The sequence below is a fragment of the Roseomonas rosulenta genome (genome assembly GCF_016106005.1).
GTDB classification, from domain to species: Bacteria; Pseudomonadota; Alphaproteobacteria; order Acetobacterales; family Acetobacteraceae; genus Neoroseomonas; species Neoroseomonas rosulenta.
This window is the reverse complement of record NZ_JACADR010000035.1, coordinates 1-16554: the sequence shown is the minus strand read 5'-3', so window position 1 is coordinate 16554 and position 16554 is coordinate 1. Positions and strand designations below refer to the sequence as shown.

General features: G+C 70.7%; 16 protein-coding genes. 12 read left to right on the top strand and 4 right to left on the bottom strand.

Annotated features, from left to right (window positions below; genetic code table 11):
- Positions 1–37 precede the first annotated feature (37 nt).
- From HW578_RS07170 to HW578_RS07160, 3 genes are read left to right on the top strand one after another with little or no spacing between them, the layout of a single operon-like run.
- The gene (locus HW578_RS07170; RefSeq protein ID WP_198369863.1) at positions 38–1315 is read left to right on the top strand and encodes a M16 family metallopeptidase; all 1278 of its coding nucleotides are present in this window, start codon (positions 38–40) and stop codon (positions 1313–1315) included.
- Entirely contained in the window at positions 1312–2061 is a 750-nt protein-coding gene (locus HW578_RS07165; RefSeq protein WP_198369862.1) for a class I SAM-dependent methyltransferase, read from the top strand. The genes HW578_RS07170 and HW578_RS07165 overlap by 4 nt, the downstream gene beginning before the upstream one ends.
- Before the next feature lie 14 nt (positions 2062–2075).
- Positions 2076–3401, top strand: a complete 1326-nt coding sequence (locus HW578_RS07160) for a TldD/PmbA family protein (RefSeq protein WP_198369861.1) — start codon at positions 2076–2078, stop codon at positions 3399–3401.
- Positions 3402–3563: 162 nt separating this feature from the next.
- On the opposite strand, the gene HW578_RS07155 is transcribed toward HW578_RS07160, so the two are convergent.
- From HW578_RS07155 to petA, 3 genes are read right to left on the bottom strand one after another with little or no spacing between them, the layout of a single operon-like run.
- A complete protein-coding gene (locus HW578_RS07155) occupies positions 3564–4328 on the bottom strand; it encodes a cytochrome c1 (protein WP_232478748.1) in 765 nt (254 codons plus the stop codon).
- A 17-nt stretch (positions 4329–4345) separates the two neighbouring features.
- On the bottom strand, positions 4346–5617 hold the full coding sequence (locus tag HW578_RS07150) for a cytochrome b (RefSeq protein WP_198369859.1): 1272 nt from the start codon (positions 5615–5617) through the stop codon (positions 4346–4348).
- 11 nt (positions 5618–5628) lie between these two features.
- On the bottom strand, positions 5629–6174 hold the full coding sequence (petA, locus tag HW578_RS07145) for a ubiquinol-cytochrome c reductase iron-sulfur subunit (RefSeq protein ID WP_198369876.1): 546 nt from the start codon (positions 6172–6174) through the stop codon (positions 5629–5631).
- Positions 6175–6434: 260 nt separating this feature from the next.
- On the opposite strand from petA, the gene hemF reads away from it, so the two are divergent.
- Entirely contained in the window at positions 6435–7292 is an 858-nt protein-coding gene (gene hemF / locus HW578_RS07140) for an oxygen-dependent coproporphyrinogen oxidase (protein WP_232478750.1), read from the top strand.
- 16 nt (positions 7293–7308) lie between these two features.
- Here hemF and HW578_RS07135 read toward each other — a convergent pair whose 3' ends face one another.
- Positions 7309–8337, bottom strand: coding sequence for an AI-2E family transporter (locus HW578_RS07135; protein ID WP_198369857.1), 1029 nt, complete (start codon positions 8335–8337; stop codon positions 7309–7311).
- 138 nt (positions 8338–8475) lie between these two features.
- On the opposite strand from HW578_RS07135, the gene HW578_RS07130 reads away from it, so the two are divergent.
- The 8 genes from HW578_RS07130 (at position 8476) to HW578_RS07095 (ending at position 16550) form a co-directional block, all read left to right on the top strand.
- Positions 8476–9924 carry an alpha/beta hydrolase gene (locus tag HW578_RS07130; RefSeq protein WP_198369856.1) on the top strand — a complete coding sequence of 483 codons (1449 nt, stop codon included), beginning with the start codon at positions 8476–8478 and terminating at the stop codon, positions 9922–9924.
- A gap of 143 nt (positions 9925–10067) precedes the next feature.
- Entirely contained in the window at positions 10068–11159 is a 1092-nt protein-coding gene (locus HW578_RS07125) for an efflux RND transporter periplasmic adaptor subunit (RefSeq protein ID WP_198369855.1), read from the top strand.
- 25 nt (positions 11160–11184) lie between these two features.
- On the top strand, positions 11185–14241 hold the full coding sequence (locus HW578_RS07120; protein WP_198369854.1) for an efflux RND transporter permease subunit: 3057 nt from the start codon (positions 11185–11187) through the stop codon (positions 14239–14241).
- Between the two features lies 1 nt (position 14242).
- On the top strand, positions 14243–14707 hold the full coding sequence (locus HW578_RS07115; RefSeq protein ID WP_198369853.1) for a Na+/H+ antiporter subunit E: 465 nt from the start codon (positions 14243–14245) through the stop codon (positions 14705–14707).
- Positions 14700–14966, top strand: a complete 267-nt coding sequence (locus tag HW578_RS07110; RefSeq protein WP_198369852.1) for a monovalent cation/H+ antiporter complex subunit F — start codon at positions 14700–14702, stop codon at positions 14964–14966. The genes HW578_RS07115 and HW578_RS07110 overlap by 8 nt, the downstream gene beginning before the upstream one ends.
- The gene (locus HW578_RS07105; protein WP_198369851.1) at positions 14963–15244 is read left to right on the top strand and encodes a cation:proton antiporter; all 282 of its coding nucleotides are present in this window, start codon (positions 14963–14965) and stop codon (positions 15242–15244) included. Before HW578_RS07110 ends, HW578_RS07105 begins: the two co-directional genes overlap by 4 nt.
- Positions 15241–16167, top strand: a complete 927-nt coding sequence (locus tag HW578_RS07100; RefSeq protein WP_198369850.1) for a hydrogenase subunit MbhD domain-containing protein — start codon at positions 15241–15243, stop codon at positions 16165–16167. Before HW578_RS07105 ends, HW578_RS07100 begins: the two co-directional genes overlap by 4 nt.
- Positions 16164–16550, top strand: a complete 387-nt coding sequence (locus HW578_RS07095) for an NADH-quinone oxidoreductase subunit K (RefSeq protein WP_198369849.1) — start codon at positions 16164–16166, stop codon at positions 16548–16550. Before HW578_RS07100 ends, HW578_RS07095 begins: the two co-directional genes overlap by 4 nt.
- Positions 16551–16554: the final 4 nt, after the last annotated feature.

The window sequence follows — 16554 nt, the reverse complement described above, 5'->3', positions numbered from 1 at the left end:
GACGCATGTCCCCCCTTCGAGAAACTCCGGAGCGTCGATGAATCACCCAAACGGCGATGCCGTCCGAGTCACCCGCCTGCCCAACGGCCTGACCGTCGTCTCCGAGACCATGCCGCGCGTCGAGACCGTCTCGGTCGGCGCCTACATCGGCGTGGGCACGCGGCACGAGGCGCCGGAGGTGAACGGCGTCTCCCACTTCCTCGAGCACATGGCCTTCAAGGGCACCGCACGGCGCGACGCCGCCGCCATCGCGCGCGAGGTCGAGAATGTCGGCGGCCACCTCAATGCCTATACCGCGCGCGAGCAGACCGCCTTCTACGCCAAGGTCCTGAGGGAGGACACCGCGCTGGCGGTGGACGTGATCGGCGACATCCTGACGCATTCCACCTTCATCCCTGAGGAGCTCGAGCGCGAGCGCGGCGTGATCCTGCAGGAGATCGGCCAGGCCAACGACACGCCGGACGACATCGTCTTCGACCATTTCCAGGAGACCGCCTATCCGTCGCAGGCGATGGGCCGCCCGGTGCTCGGCACCGAGGCCACCATCAAGGCCATGAGCCGCGACGCCCTGACCGGCTACATGCGCAGCCACTACGGCCCCGAGGCGATGGTGGTGGCCGCCGCCGGCGCGCTCGAGCACGACGCGCTGCTCGACCTGGTGCGCAGCCATTTCGCCGACCTGCCCGCCACCAGCGCCGCCACACCCGAGGCCGCGCGCTATGCCGGGGGCGAATTCCGCGAGACGCGCGAGCTCGACCAGGTGCACATCGTGCTGGGCTTCCCCTCGGTGAAGCATGGCGACCCGCTGCACTACCCGACGCAGCTTCTCTCGACGCTGCTGGGCGGGGGCATGTCCTCGCGCCTGTTCCAGGAGATCCGCGAGAAGCGCGGCCTGGTCTATTCCATCTATTCCTTCGCCTCGCCCTTCCGCGACCACGGGCTGTTTCAGATCTACGCCGGCACGGGCGAGAAGGAGGCGGGCGAGCTCATGCCCGTCACGATCGAGGCGCTGCGCGCCGTCCAGCACGACGTGACCGAGGAGGAGCTGGCCCGCGCCAAGGCGCAGCTGCGCGCCTCGCTGCTGATGTCCCTCGAATCGACGGGCAGCCGCTGCGAGCAGCTGGCCCGCCAGCTGCAGGTCTTCGGCCGCGTCATCCCGGTCGAGGAGACCAAGGCGAAGATCGCCGCGGTGACGGTGGAGCAGGTGCAGCAGGCCGCCGCGGCGATGTTCCGCGCGCGCCCGACCCTGGCCGCGATGGGCCCGGCCGAGCACGTGCCGGGGGTGGACGCGATCATGGAGAAGCTGGCGGCGTGAGCGGGGACACCGACGCGCCGGTCGATCCCACGCAGCCGCCGCGGCCCACGCACACCACGCGCCGGGTGAATGCGCTTGCGGCCCGCATCGGCGCGCGCCGCTATCTCGAGATCGGCGTCCAGCGCGGCCACACCTTCCGCACGGTCGAGATCGCCGAGCGCGTGGGAGTCGATCCGCGCTTCCTGTTCGACACCGAGGCGGTCGCCGATGCGACCACCACGCTGCACGCCATGACCAGCGACCGCTTCTTCGCCGAGGCCGCCGGGACGAAGCCCTTCGACATCGTCTTCATCGACGGGCTGCACGTGTTCGAACAGGTGGTGCGCGACCTGACGAACACGCTCGCCTGGACCGGCTGGCACTCCGCGATCCTGATCGACGACGTGATGCCGACCGATGTGTATTCGAGCATCCCCGTGCAGCGCGACGCGCTGCGCTTCCGCCGCGAGGCTGGCGGCAGGGGCGGGCAGTGGCACGGCGATGTCTTCAAGATCGCCTTCCTGATCCACGATTTCTTCCCCAGCCTCGACTACCGGACCATCGTCGGGACGGATAATGCGCAGACGCTGGCCTGGCGCGCCGCCGGCCCGATGCGCAAGCCCATCTTCAACAGCCTCGAACGCATCTCGCGCCTGACCTGGTTCGACCTGCAGGCGCATATGCCGATCCTGCGCGGCGTGTCGGAGGAGGAGGCGATCGAACTCTGCGCCGCCGCCATCGCCCCGCGCATCGCGACCGCGCGCTGACCGGAGACCCCGCCATGGACCGCCTCGCCACCTTGTCGGACCTGATCGATGCCGCGCGCCGCGCCGGCGCCGACGCCGCCGATGCGTTGCTCGTCGCCTCCGCCTCGCTCTCGGTGAAGCGGCGCATGCGGCAGATCGAGCAGCTCGAACGCTCGGAGGGCTTCGACATCGGCCTGCGCGTCTTCATCGGCCAGCGCCAGGCGATCGTCTCCTCGACCGATCCGGACCCGAAGCACTTCGCCGCCCTGGCCGAGCGCGCCGTGGCGATGGCGCGCGTGGTGCCGGAGGATCCCTTCGCGGGCCTGCCCGACCGCGTCGCGATCCCGCCGCGCGATCTCGACCTCGCGGATGCCGCCGAGCCCTCGGCCGAGGCCCTGCTCGACCGCGCCACCGCGGCCGAGGAAGCCGCACTTGCCGTGCGGGGTGTGACCAACAGCGAGGGAGCGGATGCCGGCTGGGGCCGCACCGAGGTCGCGCTCGCGGCCTCCAACGGCTTCGCCGGGGCCTATGTCCGCACCTCGCATTCCATCTCGGCGACCGCGCTGGCGGGCAGCGGCACGGCGATGGAGCGCGACTACGACTGGTCCTCCACCGTGCACCTGGCGGACCTCGACGACCCGGTGGCGATCGGGCGGCGCGCGGGGGAACAGGCGGTGCGGAGGCTGAACCCGACCCGGCCCAGGACCGCGCGCATCCCGGTGGTCTTCGACCCGCGGGTGGCGGGCAGCCTGCTTGGACACCTGAGCGGGGCGATCAACGGCGCGGCGGTGGCGCGCGGAACCTCCTTCCTGAAGGACAGGATGGGCGAGCGCGTGCTGGCCGCGGGGCTGACCGTGCGCGACGATCCGCTGCGCCCGCGCGGGTTGCGCTCGCGCCCCTTCGATGGGGAAGGGATGCCGGGTGCGCCGCGGGCCGTCATCGACGATGGCGTGCTGACCACCTGGCTGCTGGATTGGCGCAGCGCGCGGCAGCTCGGCCTCGCCTCGACCGGGCATGCCAGCCGCGGCACCGGCGGCCCGCCCGGCCCGGCGGCGACCAACCTGTGGCTCGAGCCGGGGACGCTGACACCTGCCGCGCTGATGGCCGATATCGCCGAGGGCCTCTATGTCACCGACCTGATCGGCATGGGCGTGAACGGAGTCACGGGCGACTACAGCCGCGGCGCCGCCGGCTTCATGATCCGCAACGGCGCGCTGGCGGAAGCGGTGAGCGAAGTGACCATCGCCGGCAACTTGCGTGACATCTTCCTCAACATGACGCCGGCGAACGACCTGGTCTTCCGCCGCGGCACCGACAGCCCGACGGTTCGCATCGAGGGGCTGACGCTGGCGGGGGCGTAGCGCCTGATCCACGAAGGCGGAATCGCCGAAGCGGTGAATCAGCCGCTCGCATGAAGCCTCCAGCGCGACCCAACGAAGCGGATCGCGTTGCAGACCCGAGCAACGAAAAACGGCCCGAGGCGACGCCCCGGGCCGTTCGCGTTGCGCGAACTCGCGCGGCTGTCAGTGAACGTCGGCCCAGACCCGGCGCTTCACCGCATAGGCCAGGCCGCCGAGGATGGTCAGGAACAGGATGATCTTGAAGCCCATGGCGCGGCGCTGCTCGAGCTCGGGCTCCGCCGCCCATTGCAGGAAGGTCACCACGTCGCGGGCCATGTTCTCGACCGTGCCGGGCGTGCCGTCGGCGAATTCCACCTGGTCGGGGTTGAGCGGCGCGGCCATGGCGATCTGGTGGCCGGGGAAGTACCGGTTGTAGTTCATCCCGTCCATCAAGGTCACGCCGGGCGGCGGGTCGGCGTAGCCGGTCAGCAGCGCATAGAGGTAGTCCGCGCCGCCGTTGCGCGCCTTGGCGATGACCGACAGGTCGGGCGGATAGGCGCCGTTGTTCGCCGCGCGCGCCGCCTGCGGATTCGGGAAGGGGCTGCGGAAACGGTCGGACGGGCGGCCGTCGCGCTCGAACATCTGGCCTTCGTCGTTCGGGCCGTCCTGGACCTGCACCTGGGATGCGATCGCGGCGACCTGCTGTTCGGTCAGGCCGAGCTCGCGCAGGTTGCGATACGACAGAAGGTGCATCGCGTGGCAGTTGGAGCAGACTTCCTTGTAGACCTGGAAGCCGCGCTGCGCGCTGGCGCGGTCATAGGTGCCGAAGATCCCGTCGAAGGAGAAGGGATGGTTCGGGATGGAAATCGCTTCCCCCGCCGCGCGGGCGGGGGTCGCGGTGGCCAGGGCGCCGATCACGGCGAAGGCGCCGAGGGCAGTGCGGAGCATGGTCGTCCTCATCACAGTCACGCCTTGTCCATCGGCTTCGCCACCGCGCCGGCCGGCATCGGGCCGCCGCCGCCGAGCACGGCGCGGGCGATGCTCTCGGGGAGCGGAAGCGGGCGCTCGAGCCGACCGAGCAGCGGCAGGATCACCAGGAAATAGGCGAAGTAGTAGGCCGTGGCGAAGCGGCTGATGGTGACGTAGGGCTCCTCGGCCGGCATGCCACCGCAATACATCAGGACGAAGAAGCAGATCGTCCACAGCAGGAATGCGATGCGCGCAATCGGACGGAAGCGCATCGAGCGCACCGGGCTGCTGTCGAGCCACGGCAGCACGAACAGGATGGCGATCGAGCCGAACATCATCAGCACGCCGCCGAGCTTGTCGGGCACCGCGCGCAGGATGGCGTAGAACGGCAGGAAGTACCATTCCGGCACGATGTGCGCGGGCGTCACCAGCGGGTTCGCCGGGATGTAGTTGTCCGGGTGGCCGAGGTAGTTCGGCGCGAAGAACACCAGGCCGGCGAAGACGATGAAGTAGATCACCAGCCCGAAGCTGTCCTTCGCCGTGTAGTACGGGTGGAAGGGCAGGGTGTCCTGCGGACCTTTGGGCTCGACGCCGAGCGGGTTGTTCGACCCCGTGATGTGGAGTGCGACCACGTGCAGGAACACCACGCCCACGATCACGAAGGGCAGCAGGTAGTGCAGGGAGAAGAAGCGGTTGAGCGTGGGGTTGTCCACGCTGAAGCCACCCCACAGCAGCTGCACGATCCACTCACCGACCACGGGGAAGGCGCTGAACAGGTTGGTGATGACCGTCGCACCCCAGAACGACATCTGGCCCCAGGGCAGCACGTAGCCCATGAAGGCGGTCGCCATCATCAGCAGGAAGATGACCACGCCCAGCATCCACAGCAGCTCACGCGGCGCCTTGTAGGAGCCGTAGTACATGCCGCGCCAGATGTGGATGAACACCACGATGAAGAACATCGAGGCGCCGTTCATGTGCACGTAGCGGATCAGCCAGCCGAAATTCACGTCGCGCATGATGCGCTCGACGGAATCGAAGGCGTAGCTGGTGTGCGGCGTGTAGTGCATCGCGAGGAAGATGCCGGTCGCGATCATGATCATGAGGTTGACCATGGCGAGCGCGCCGAAATTCCAGAAATAATTGAAATTCCGAGGAGTCGGGAAGGTCCCGTACTCCTTCTGCATCATGGTGAAGATGGGCATCCGCTGGTCGACCCAGCGGATGACGGGATTCTTGAAGTCGCTGTTGTGAAGGCCAATCGCCATCTTCGTGTCCCTCAGCCGATCCTGATCTTGGTGTCGGACGTGAACGCATAGGGCGGAATTTCAAGGTTTCGCGGCGCCGGCCCCTGGCGGATGCGGCCCGAAGTGTCATAGGCGCTGCCGTGGCAGGGGCAGAACCAGCCGTCGTAGGGGCCCTTGGTGTCCGTCGCCTTCTGACCGAGCGGCACGCAACCCAGATGCGTGCAGATGCCGATCATCACCAGCCAGTTGTCCTTCTGGACGCGCGTCTGGTCGGCCTGCGGATCCTTCAACTGGGACATCGGCACGGCGCGCGCTTCCTCGATCTCCTTCGCGGTGCGGTTGCGCACGAAGATCGGCTTGCCACGCCACATCACCGTGATTGCCTGACCTTCGGCCACCGGCGCGAGGTCGACATCGGTGCTGGCCAGCGCGAGTACGTCGCGCGCCGGCTGCATGGACGCGATGAACGGCCAGGCGACGGCGCCCACGCCCACGCCCACGAAGGCCGTCGTCACCAGAGTAAGAAAATCGCGCCGCGGCGTCCCGTCGGACGCGGTGGCGCCAGCAGTTTCTGCCATTCCACACCATCCCTTCCGCCGGGTTGCCCCGCGGTGAAGGGGCGTCGCCGGCCGCATCGAAAATGTCTGGGTGCCGCCTGAGGCCCCCGCCGGACGGATCGGGCGCGCACGGACCCGCACGCTGCCCCTCCTGAGCGGCGGCCCTTATAAGGGGGCGTTGCGCGGGGTGTCCATGGCACCCCAGGCGCGGATTCTGGGAGTGTTACATGAACGATGAGACAAGTTCGGCCCGGCAGTCGCAGGCCCCGTCCGACCACCCCATGACGGCGCCGGCGCGGGCCTGGTTCGAGACGCTCCGCGACCGCATCTGCGCGACCTTCGAAATGATCGAGGACGAGCTCGCGGCCGGCCCGCACCGCGACCTGCCGCCCGGCCGCTTCGAGCGCACCGCCTGGGACCGCCCCGATGGCGGCGGCGGCGTCATGTCCGTGATGCGCGGGCGCGTCTTCGAGAAGGTGGGTGTGAACGTCTCCACCGTCTTCGGCGAGTTCAGCCCGGAATTCCGCAGGCAGATCCCGGGTGCCGAGGGCGATCCGCGATTCCTCGCGACCGGCATCTCGCTGGTGGCGCATCTGCGCAACCCGCGCGTGCCGGCGGTGCACATGAACACGCGCTTCATCGTCACCACCAACGCCTGGTTCGGCGGCGGCGGCGACCTCACGCCCATGTTCCCTGACAGCGCCGAGGCGGCCGAGGACGCGCGCGGCTTCCACGCCGCCTACAAGGCCGCCTGCGACAAGGCGGATCCGACCTATTACCCGCGCTTCAAGAAGTGGTGCGACGAATACTTCTTCCTGCCGCACCGCAACGAACCCCGCGGCCTGGGCGGCATCTTCTACGACTGGCTGGGCGACCGCACGCCCGGCCACGGAATCGAGGCCGACTTCGCCTTCACCAGGGATGTCGGCATGGCCTTCCTCGAGGCCTATCCGCCGATCGTGCGCCGGCGCATGCACGAACCCTGGACCGGCGAGGAACGCCAGGCGCAGCTGGTCCGCCGTGGCCGCTACGTGGAGTTCAACCTGATCCACGACCGCGGCACGCTGTTTGGCCTGCGCACCGGCGGCAACGTGGAGGCGATCCTGATGTCCCTGCCGCCCGAGGTGGCCTGGCCCTGAGGTGGCGCGCCGGCCGCTATTCGGCCGGCGCCGCCCGGCCCGACAGCAGGTCCGACACCCAGCGCCCGCCCTCGAACTGCTCGCACAGGGTGAGTGCGGCGATCAGTACCGGCACGCCGATGAAGGCCCCCGGGATGCCCCAGAGGAAGGCGCCCAGGAACACCGCGACCAGTACCATGAAGGGCGACACCGCCAGGTAGTTCCCGGTCAGCCGCGGCTCCAGGTAGGACCCGATCAGGAACTGGATCACCTGCAGCACGGCGAAGATGGTGACCACCGCCTGCCACGACCCGAACTGCAGCAGCCCGACCAGGGTGGGAAACACCGTCGCCACCAGCGGCCCGATGAAGGGGATGTAGTTCAGCACGAAGGCGATCACGCCCCATTCGGCGGCGAGGTCGAGCCCCATGTAGCGCGCGAAGGCCCAGACCAGCAGCCCGGTCAGGATGGAGGCCAGGCTGCGCACCATCATGTAGACCCGCAGCTTGGACGCACTCGCCGCCAGCCCCGCCAGCACGCGCTGCGCCGCCGGCTTGCCCATGCGCTCGAGCTGCGATCCGACCTGCCTGACCTCCAGCAGCCCCAGGATCACGAAGACCGCCGTCACCACCACGAAGCTGATCACGCCCTGCAGCTGCGCCAACACGCCCTGCGCGACGCGCACCAGCCAGCGCGAATCGAACTGTTCGGCAAGCACCCCCGCGCCTTCCACCCCGCGCGCCTCGAGCCAGGCGACCTTCGCGGCATAGAGCGCCTGGAACTGCCCGGCATTGGCGATCACCCACTGCGCCACGCGTCCGAAGGCCCAGGCGATGGACAGCACCATCACCGCCACCACCGCGCAGGCGACCAGGATGGTGCCGATCAGCGCAAGCCCCGCCGGAATGCGCGCCTGCACCGCGCGCTGCACCGGCCAGACCAGCGCAATGACGAACAGCGCGAAGACGATCGGCGCGAAGATGGACTGCCCCGCCTGCAGCGCCGCCGCCACCAGCACGCTGGCGCACAGGCCGAGCAGGATGCGCGTTCCGCTGTCGACGGTCATCGATGTCCAGGCCGCTCCACAGTCCGGCGGCAACCCTGGTTGCCGGCGCGCATGCGCGCAAGGGCTTCGATGCGCCGCCCCTTCCATGCGACACATCGGGCCAGGAACAGGGACGCCGCGTCACGCGGCGGGGGCATCATGGTCGCCTTCACACGACGCTGGCTGCTGCGGGGCGCGGGGCTGCTGCTGGGCCTGGTTGCGCTCGTGCTGGTGCTGCGCATCTACGACATGCAGCGCGGGCCCGCGCTCGGACCCTGGCACACCGTGGTGCCGCAGGAGATGCACCGCCAGGTGATGGAGAGCGCCGACTGGCGCGCCTGGATGGCGGCCGAGCAGGCGGTGATGGACACGGTGCGCCGCGAGGTGACCGAGGCGCTCGACCCCGCGGAGCAGGTCCCGGTCAACCGCTACTTCGCCGGCAGCCCGATGCATCCGGCCCGATTCGCGCGAGACTGGAACCGCTCCTTCATCCTGGATCCCGCCGGCCCGCCGGCGGGTGTCGCGGTGTTCCTGCACGGGCTGACCGACGCGCCCTTCAGCATGCGCCACATGGCCGAGGCCTATCGCGCACGCGGCTTCCTCGCGCTCGCCATCCGCATGCCCGGCCATGGCAGCGTGCCGGCCGGCCTGACGGATGCGGTGTGGGAAGACTGGATGGCGGCGACGCGCCTTGCGATGCGCACCGCGCGCGCGCGCGTCCCCGCCGGGCCGCTCCACCTGGTCGGCTATTCCAATGGCGGCGCGCTGGCGCTCAAGCACGCGCTGGATGCCATCGAGGATTCGCGCCTGGCGCAGGCGGAGCGGGTCGTGCTGCTCTCCCCCATGGTCGGCGTGACCGCCTTCGCACGCTTCGCCGGCATCGCCGGGCTCCCGGCGCTGCTGCCGCGCTTCGCCAAGACCGCCTGGCTCGACATCCAGCCGGAGTTCAACCCGTTCAAGTACAATTCCTTCCCCGTCAATGCGGCGCGCCAGACGCACCGGCTGACCGCAGCACTTCAGGCGCAGATCGACAGGCTGGCGGCGGCTGGGCGGCTCGCCGCGCTGCCGCCGGTGCTGACCTTCCAGTCGGTGGTGGACGCCACTGTTTCGACGCCCGCCGTGCTCTCGGCGCTCTACGCTCGGCTGCCGGCGGGCGGGCACGAGGTGGTGCTGTTCGACCTCAACCGCGACATCCGCTTCGGGCCGCTGTTCGTGGCGGGCGCCGATGCCGCGCTCGACCGGATCGTCGCCCCCGCGCCGCGCCCCTATGCGCTGACCGTCATCGGCACCGATGGCGGCGGCGCGGTGGCGGCGCGCCGCGTCGCCGAGGGAGCAACGGAACCCGCCGAGACACCGCTTGGCCTTGCCTGGCCGCGCGATGTCTTCTCGCTGTCGCATGTCGCGCTGCCCTTCCCGCCGCAGGACGGGCTCTACGGCGCCGAGCCCGATCCCGCCGACGATTTCGGCCTGCGCCTCGGTGCCCTGGCGCTGCGCGGCGAGCGCGGCGTGTTGGTGATCGGCCTCGACACCTTCGCGCGCGTCACCTCCAACCCCTTCTTCCCCTACCTGCTGGGGCGCGTGACCGAGACGCTGCCGCCCCTGCGCTGAGCCTGGGACGCAGGGGGCATCGGCGGGATGCGCGGCCCATCCCCGTGGCCGCCGGTTTCACGCCTGCGCACTTGCGGCCCCCTGCGCCGCGCGGCATGTGCCATCATCGACCGAACACGCACGACCGAGCGAGCCCGAATGCCATGACGCAGCCCCGCACCCCGCCGCGCGCCACGATGCCTGTCGTGCTCGTGTTGGGCCTGCTGGCCGCCTGCGACAGCGGCCCGCCGCCCGCCCCACCCGAGATCCGCCCCGTGCGCGTGGCGACGGTGGAGCGCAGCACCGGCGGCGAGGTGGTCTCGCTGACCGGCACCGTGCAGGCGGAAACCGAGGTGAACCTCGCCTTCCGCATCGACGGCCGCATGGTGGAACGCCTGGTCAATGTCGGCGACGTGGTGCGCGCCGGCCAGGTGGTGGCGCGGCTCAATCGCGACAACGAGGAGAACAACCTGCGCGCCGCCCGCGCCGCGCTCACCGCCGCGCGCGGCCAGCTCACCGAGGCCGCGAACAACTACTGGCGGCAGTCCGAATTGCTGCGCGACGGCTGGACCACCCGCGTGCGCTACGACCAGGCCGCGCAGGCGCGCCAGACCGCGCAGGCCGCGGTGGATGCTGCGCAGGCGCAGGTCGGCATCGCCGAGACGCGCCTGTCCTACACGGAACTTGTCAGCGACGTGGATGGCCGCGTCACCCAGCGGGGTGCCGAGCCCGGCGAGGTGGTGCAGCCCGGCCGCATGATCGTGCAGGTGGCGCGCGACGAGGGCCGCGACGCCGTGTTCGACGTGCCGCCCACGCTGAAGGACCAGGCGCCGGCGAATCCGGTGATCGAGGTCGTGCTGACCACCGACCCCGCCGTGCGCGCCACCGGCCGCGTGCGGGAGGTAGCCCCGCGCGCCGATGCGGTGACCGGCACCTTCCAGGTGCGCGTCGGCCTCGCGAACCCGCCGGCGGCGATGCGCCTCGGCTCTACCGTGACCGGGCGGATGACGCTCGGCGCCAGCGCTGGCTTCGCCATCCCGGCCTCGGCGCTGGCGCGCACCGAGCGGCAGCCGGCCGTCTGGGTGGTCGACCCGCAGACCCAGACGGTGGCGCTGCGCACCGTGGAACTGGTGCGCCACGACGCCGGCCATGTGGTGGTGGGCCAGGGGCTCGAGCCAGGCGAGGTGATCGTGACCGCCGGCGTGCAGGCGCTGCGCCCGGGGCAGAAGGTGCGCCTGCTGGGGGCGGCGCGATGATGCTGCGCCTGCGGGGTGCCGCGCGATGATCGGCCCCAACCTCTCGGAGTGGTCGATCAACCGGCGCTCGCTCGTCATCTACTTCATGATCGTCGCCCTCCTGGCGGGCGCCTTTGCTTTCGTGAAGCTGGGGCGCAACGAGGACCCGGCCTTCACCTTCCGCACCATGATCGTCTCCGCCGTCTGGCCGGGCGCCACCATCGAGGAGACGATCCTGCAGGTGACGGAACGGCTCGAGCGCACGCTGCAGGAGACGCCGAACCTCGACCGGGTGCGCTCCTACACGGTCGCCGGGCAGACCACGATCTTCGTGGATCTCAAGGGATCGACGCCGCCCGCCGTGGTGCCCGACATGTGGTACCAGGTGCGACGGCGCGTGGCCGACATGCGCCACACCCTGCCCGCCGGCGTGCTTGGCCCCTTCTTCAACGATGATTTCGGCGACACCTTCGGCATCATCTACGGCTTCACCGCGGATGGCTTCAGCCAGCGCGAACTGCGCGACCATGTCGAGGCGGCGCGCTCCCGCCTGCTGCGCGTGCCCGATGTCTCGAAAGTCGAGATCCTGGGCGCGCAGGACGAACGCATCTTCATCGAGTTCTCGACCGAGCGCCTGGCCGGCCTCGGCCTCAACTACGGCGCGCTTGTCGCGGCCCTGCAGGCGCAGAACGTGGTGCGCCCCGCCGGCGTGATCGAGACCGGGCAGGAACGCCTGGTGGTGCGCGTCTCCGGCGCCTTCGAGACCGAGGCCGACATCCTCGGCGTCAACTTCGTGATCGGCGACCGGATCTTCCGCCTGGGAGACCTCGCGCAGGTGCGCCGCAGCACCGCCGACCCGCCGCAACCGATGTTCCGGGTGAACGGGCAGCCGGCCATCGGCCTCGCGGTCGCGATGCGTGAATCGGGCGACATCCTGGCGCTGGGCCGCAACATCTCCACCGAGATGGCGCGCATCCGCGCCGAGCTGCCGGTCGGCATCGAGCCCATCCTGGTCGCCGACCAGGCCCAGACGGTGGACGAGGCGATCGGCGACTTCATGGAGAGCCTGTGGCAGGCGATCCTGATCATCATGGTGGTGTCCTTCATCGCGCTCGGCATGCGTGCGGGCGCGATCGTGGCGATGTCGATCCCGCTCACGCTCGCCATCGTCTTCCCGCTGATGCTGCTGGCGGGGATCGACCTGCAGCGCATCTCGCTGGGTGCGCTGATCATCGCGCTGACGCTGCTGGTCGACGACGCCATGACCACGATCGACGCCATGATCCGGCGCCTGGCGGCGGGCGACACCAAGGCGAAGGCGGCGACCTTCGCCTATTCCACCCTGGCGTCGTCGATGCTGATCGGCACGCTGGTGACCATCGCGGGCTTCGTGCCGATCGGCTTCGCGAGATCCTCTGCGGGCGAATACACCTTCTCGATCTTCGCGGTGGTGGGCATCGCGCTGATCGTCTCCTGGTTCGTCGCCGTCATCTTCGCCCCGCTGCTTGGCTTGGCCATCCTGAAGGCGCCGAAGGTCTCGGCGGAACCTGAGAAGCAGGGCGCCGTGCTGCGCGGCTACACCGCCTTCCTCGGCCTCGCGATGCGATGGAAATGGGTGACCATCGGCTTCACCATTGCGATGTTCGTCGTCGCCGTCCTCGCCATGCCCTTCGTGCCGCGGCAGTTCTTCCCGTCGTCCGACCGCACCGAGCTGCTGGTCGAGGTGACGCTGCCGCAGAACGCCTCGATCTTCGGCAGCGAGCAGGTTGCCCAGCGCCTCGATGCCGCGCTCGCCGCCGACCCGGACGTGGCGCGCTGGTCCACCTATGTCGGGCGCGGCGCCATCCGCTTCTACCTGCCGCTGAACGTGCAGCTCGCACTCCCGTTCTTCTCGCAGGCCGTGGTGGTGGCGAAGGACCTGCCCGGGCGCGAACGGCTGCACCGTAGGCTAGAAGCACTGCTGGCAGAGGACTTCCCCTCTGCCGTCTCGCGCGTCTATCCGCTCGAGCTCGGCCCGCCGGTCGGCTGGCCGCTGCAGTACCGTGTCAACGGCCCGGACATTGAGCGCGTGCGCGAGATCGCGCAGGACGTCGCGAAGATCATGGCCGAGGCGCGCGGGTCACGGCATGTCCATTTCGACTGGATGGAGCCCGCGAGGCAGATGCGCGTGCGGGTGGACCAGGACCAGGCGCGGCTGCTGGGCCTGTCCTCAGCGCAGGTGGCGGCGGCGATCAACGCGGCGGTCACCGGCAGCACGGTGACGCAGCTGCGCGATGACATCTACCTGATCCCGGTCATCGCGCGCGCCACGGCCGAGCAGCGCCTGTCGCTCGATGCGCTGCGCGCCATCCAGGTGCCGCTGCCCGGCGGGCGGACGGTGCCGATCACGCAGTTCGCGACCTTCGACTACGGGCAGGAGTTCCCGCTGATTTGGCGCCGCGACCGCGTGCCGACGCTGACCGTGCGCGCCGATGTGGACCCGGGCGTGCTGCCCGACAGCGTCACCGCGCAACTGGCGCCGCAGATCGCCGCGCTCAACGCAAGGCTCGAAGCACCCTACCGCGTGGACCTCGGCGGCATCGCGGAGGAGAGCGCTGACAGTCAGGCCAGCGTGATCGCCGTCGTGCCGGTGATGCTGCTGCTGATGTTCACGCTGCTGATGTTCCAGCTGGGGTCCTTCCGCCGCTTCGGCCTCGTGCTGGCGCTGCTGCCGCTCGGCATCATCGGCGTGGTGCTGGCGCTGCTGGCCTTCAACCGCCCGCTCGGCTTCGTCGCCATCCTCGGCATCCTTTCGCTGCTCGGTATGATCGCGAAGAACGCCATCATCCTGATCATGCAGATCGAGAGCGACCGGGAGGCCGGGCTCGATGTCCGGAGCGCGGTGATCGCGGCGGCATCGTCGCGCCTGCGGCCCATGCTGCTCACGGCGGTCTCGACCGTGCTGGGGCTGATCCCGATCGCGCCCACGGTGTTCTGGGGCCCGATGGCTTTCGCCATCATGGGCGGGCTGATGGTGGCCACACTTCTGACGCTGGTCTTCCTGCCCACACTTTATGTCACGGTCTTCGGCGGGCGGCCGCCGAAGCCGGAACCGGCGCCCTGACATGGCGGCGGGCGCGATCCGCTTCGCGCTGCTGCTGCTGGCCTGGTCGGGGATCACGGGCGGCGCGGACCTCGCGCTCGGCGCGCTGAGCGCTGCGGCAGCGGCCTGCTGCAGCCTGGTGCTGTCGCCGCCCGGCGCGCTGCGCCCCAGCGCGCCGGCGCTTGCCCTGCTGGTCCTGCGCTTTCCGTGGCAGGCGCTGCGCGCGGGCATGGATGTCGCGCGGCTGGCGCTGGACCCGCGCCGCGCACCGACACCGGGCGAGATCACCTGGACGCCGCGCCTCCCGCCCGGCCCGGCGCGCGATGCCTTCCTCGCCTACGCCAGCCTTCTGCCCGGCACGCTGCCGGCGGGCGAGGCCGCGGATGGCAGCGTCATCATCCACGCGCTCACCACCGACCCCGCCATCGCCGACGCCATGACGGCCGAGGAAGCGCGCTTCGCCCGCGCGATCGGCGCCGATGCCTGACCTGCTGCTGGTCGCCGCCGGACTTGTGCTGGCCAGCGTGGTGGTGGGTTTGCCGCGCGTGCTGCGCGGCCCCGGCGTGGTGGACCGCATCATGGCGGCGCAACTGCTCGGCACGGGGGGGATCGCCGCACTGCTGCTGGCCGGGGTCGCCACTGCCACGCCGGCCTTCGTCGATGCGGCGCTGGTGCTCGCGCTGCTCGCGGCCTTCGCCACCATCGCCATGGCGCGCGCCGCACCGGGCGGGGACGACGCGCCATGAGCCTGCTGGTCGATGCGCTCGCGCTCCTAGCGATCCTGCTCGGGCTGGTGTTCTTCGCCGCCGGGACAGCCGGGCTGCTGCGCTTCCCGGACGCGTCGAGCCGCCTGCACGCGCTGACCAAGGCCGACCATCTCGGCCTCGGCCTGATCGTGATCGGCCTGCTGCCGCGTGCGGAGGCGGTGGGCGGCCCGGCGCGGCTCATCGCGGTGTGGGTGCTGGTGCTTGTCTCCAGTGCCGCGGCCGGGCCGCTGCTCGCGCGGCTGGCGCGGCGGCGATGATCGCCGATGCGCTGATCGCCGCCGCGATCCTGGCGGTGGCGCTCGCCACCGTCGCCGCGCGCGGCAGCTTTACGGCGGTGGCGCTGTTCATCGCCTACGGGCTGCTGCTGTCCTTCGCCTGGGTGCGGCTCGGCGCGATGGATGTCGCGTTGACCGAGGCGGCGATCGGCGCGGGCCTTTCGGGCGCGCTGCTGCTCGGCGCCGCGTCGCGCGTGGCGCGGCATCCGGTCGCGGCGGAACGCCCGCCCGGGCGCGCCATGACCGTGGCGATCGGGATCGGCTGCGCCGGCGTCACCGCCGCGCTTGCCGCCGCCATCCTGGCGCTGCCCGACCCGGCGCCGAGCCTCGCCCCGCAGGTCGCCGCGAACATGCAGGCGACCGGCCTCGGCAATCCCGTCGCGGCGGTGCTGATGTCCTTCCGCGGGCTGGACACGCTGCTGGAATCCGCCGTGCTGGTGCTGGCGGTGATCGCCGCCTGGTCGCTCGCCCCCAAGGAGAGCTGGCCAGGTCCGCCCGGCCTCGTGCAGCCACTGCTGCCCGGCGGGCCGCTGGCGCTGCTGGCACGGCTGCTGCCGCCGCTCGGTATCCTGGTCGCGGTGCATGTGCTCTGGATTGGCAAGGACGCGCCGGGCGGCAAGTTCCAGGCGGCGGCGATCCTGGCGGCGATGTGGATGCTGGCCTGGATGGCCGGGCGCGTCGCGCTCCCGCCGGTCTCGGCGCGCTGGCTGCGGGTCGTTGTCGCGGCGGGGCCGGCGCTGTTCATCGCCATCGGCCTGCTCGGCTGGCTGACGGAAGGCGCCTTCCTGGCCTATCCGCCCGGCCTCGCGTTGCCGATCATCATGGTGGTGGAGATCGCGCTGACGGCGTCGATCGCGGTGGCGCTCGCGCTGCTTGTGATCGGCCCGCCGGTGCGGCGCGCATGACCGCGACGCTGTTTGGGCTGCTCGGCGCGCTGCTGGCAGGGATCGGGCTGTTCGGCCTACTCGTGCGGACCGAGGCGTTGCTGCGCATCCTCGCCTTCAACCTTCTGGGCGGCGGCATCTTCCTGGTGTTCGGCGCGGTCGCGCGGCGCGGTGCGGGCGCCGGCTTCGCGGCCGACCCGGTTCCGCAGGCGATCATCCTCACCGGCATCGTGGTGGCCTTCGCCGCGACGACGCTGGCGGTGGCGCTGGTGGTGCGCATCGCCACCGACGGTGACGCGGGACCTGGCGTCGGCGCTGGCGATGCGGAGGCGATCGCCGCGGGCGGCGTGGGAGGCATCGCCGCGGGCGGCGCCGCGCGCCCCGACGCGACGGGCGCGCCGTGACCGC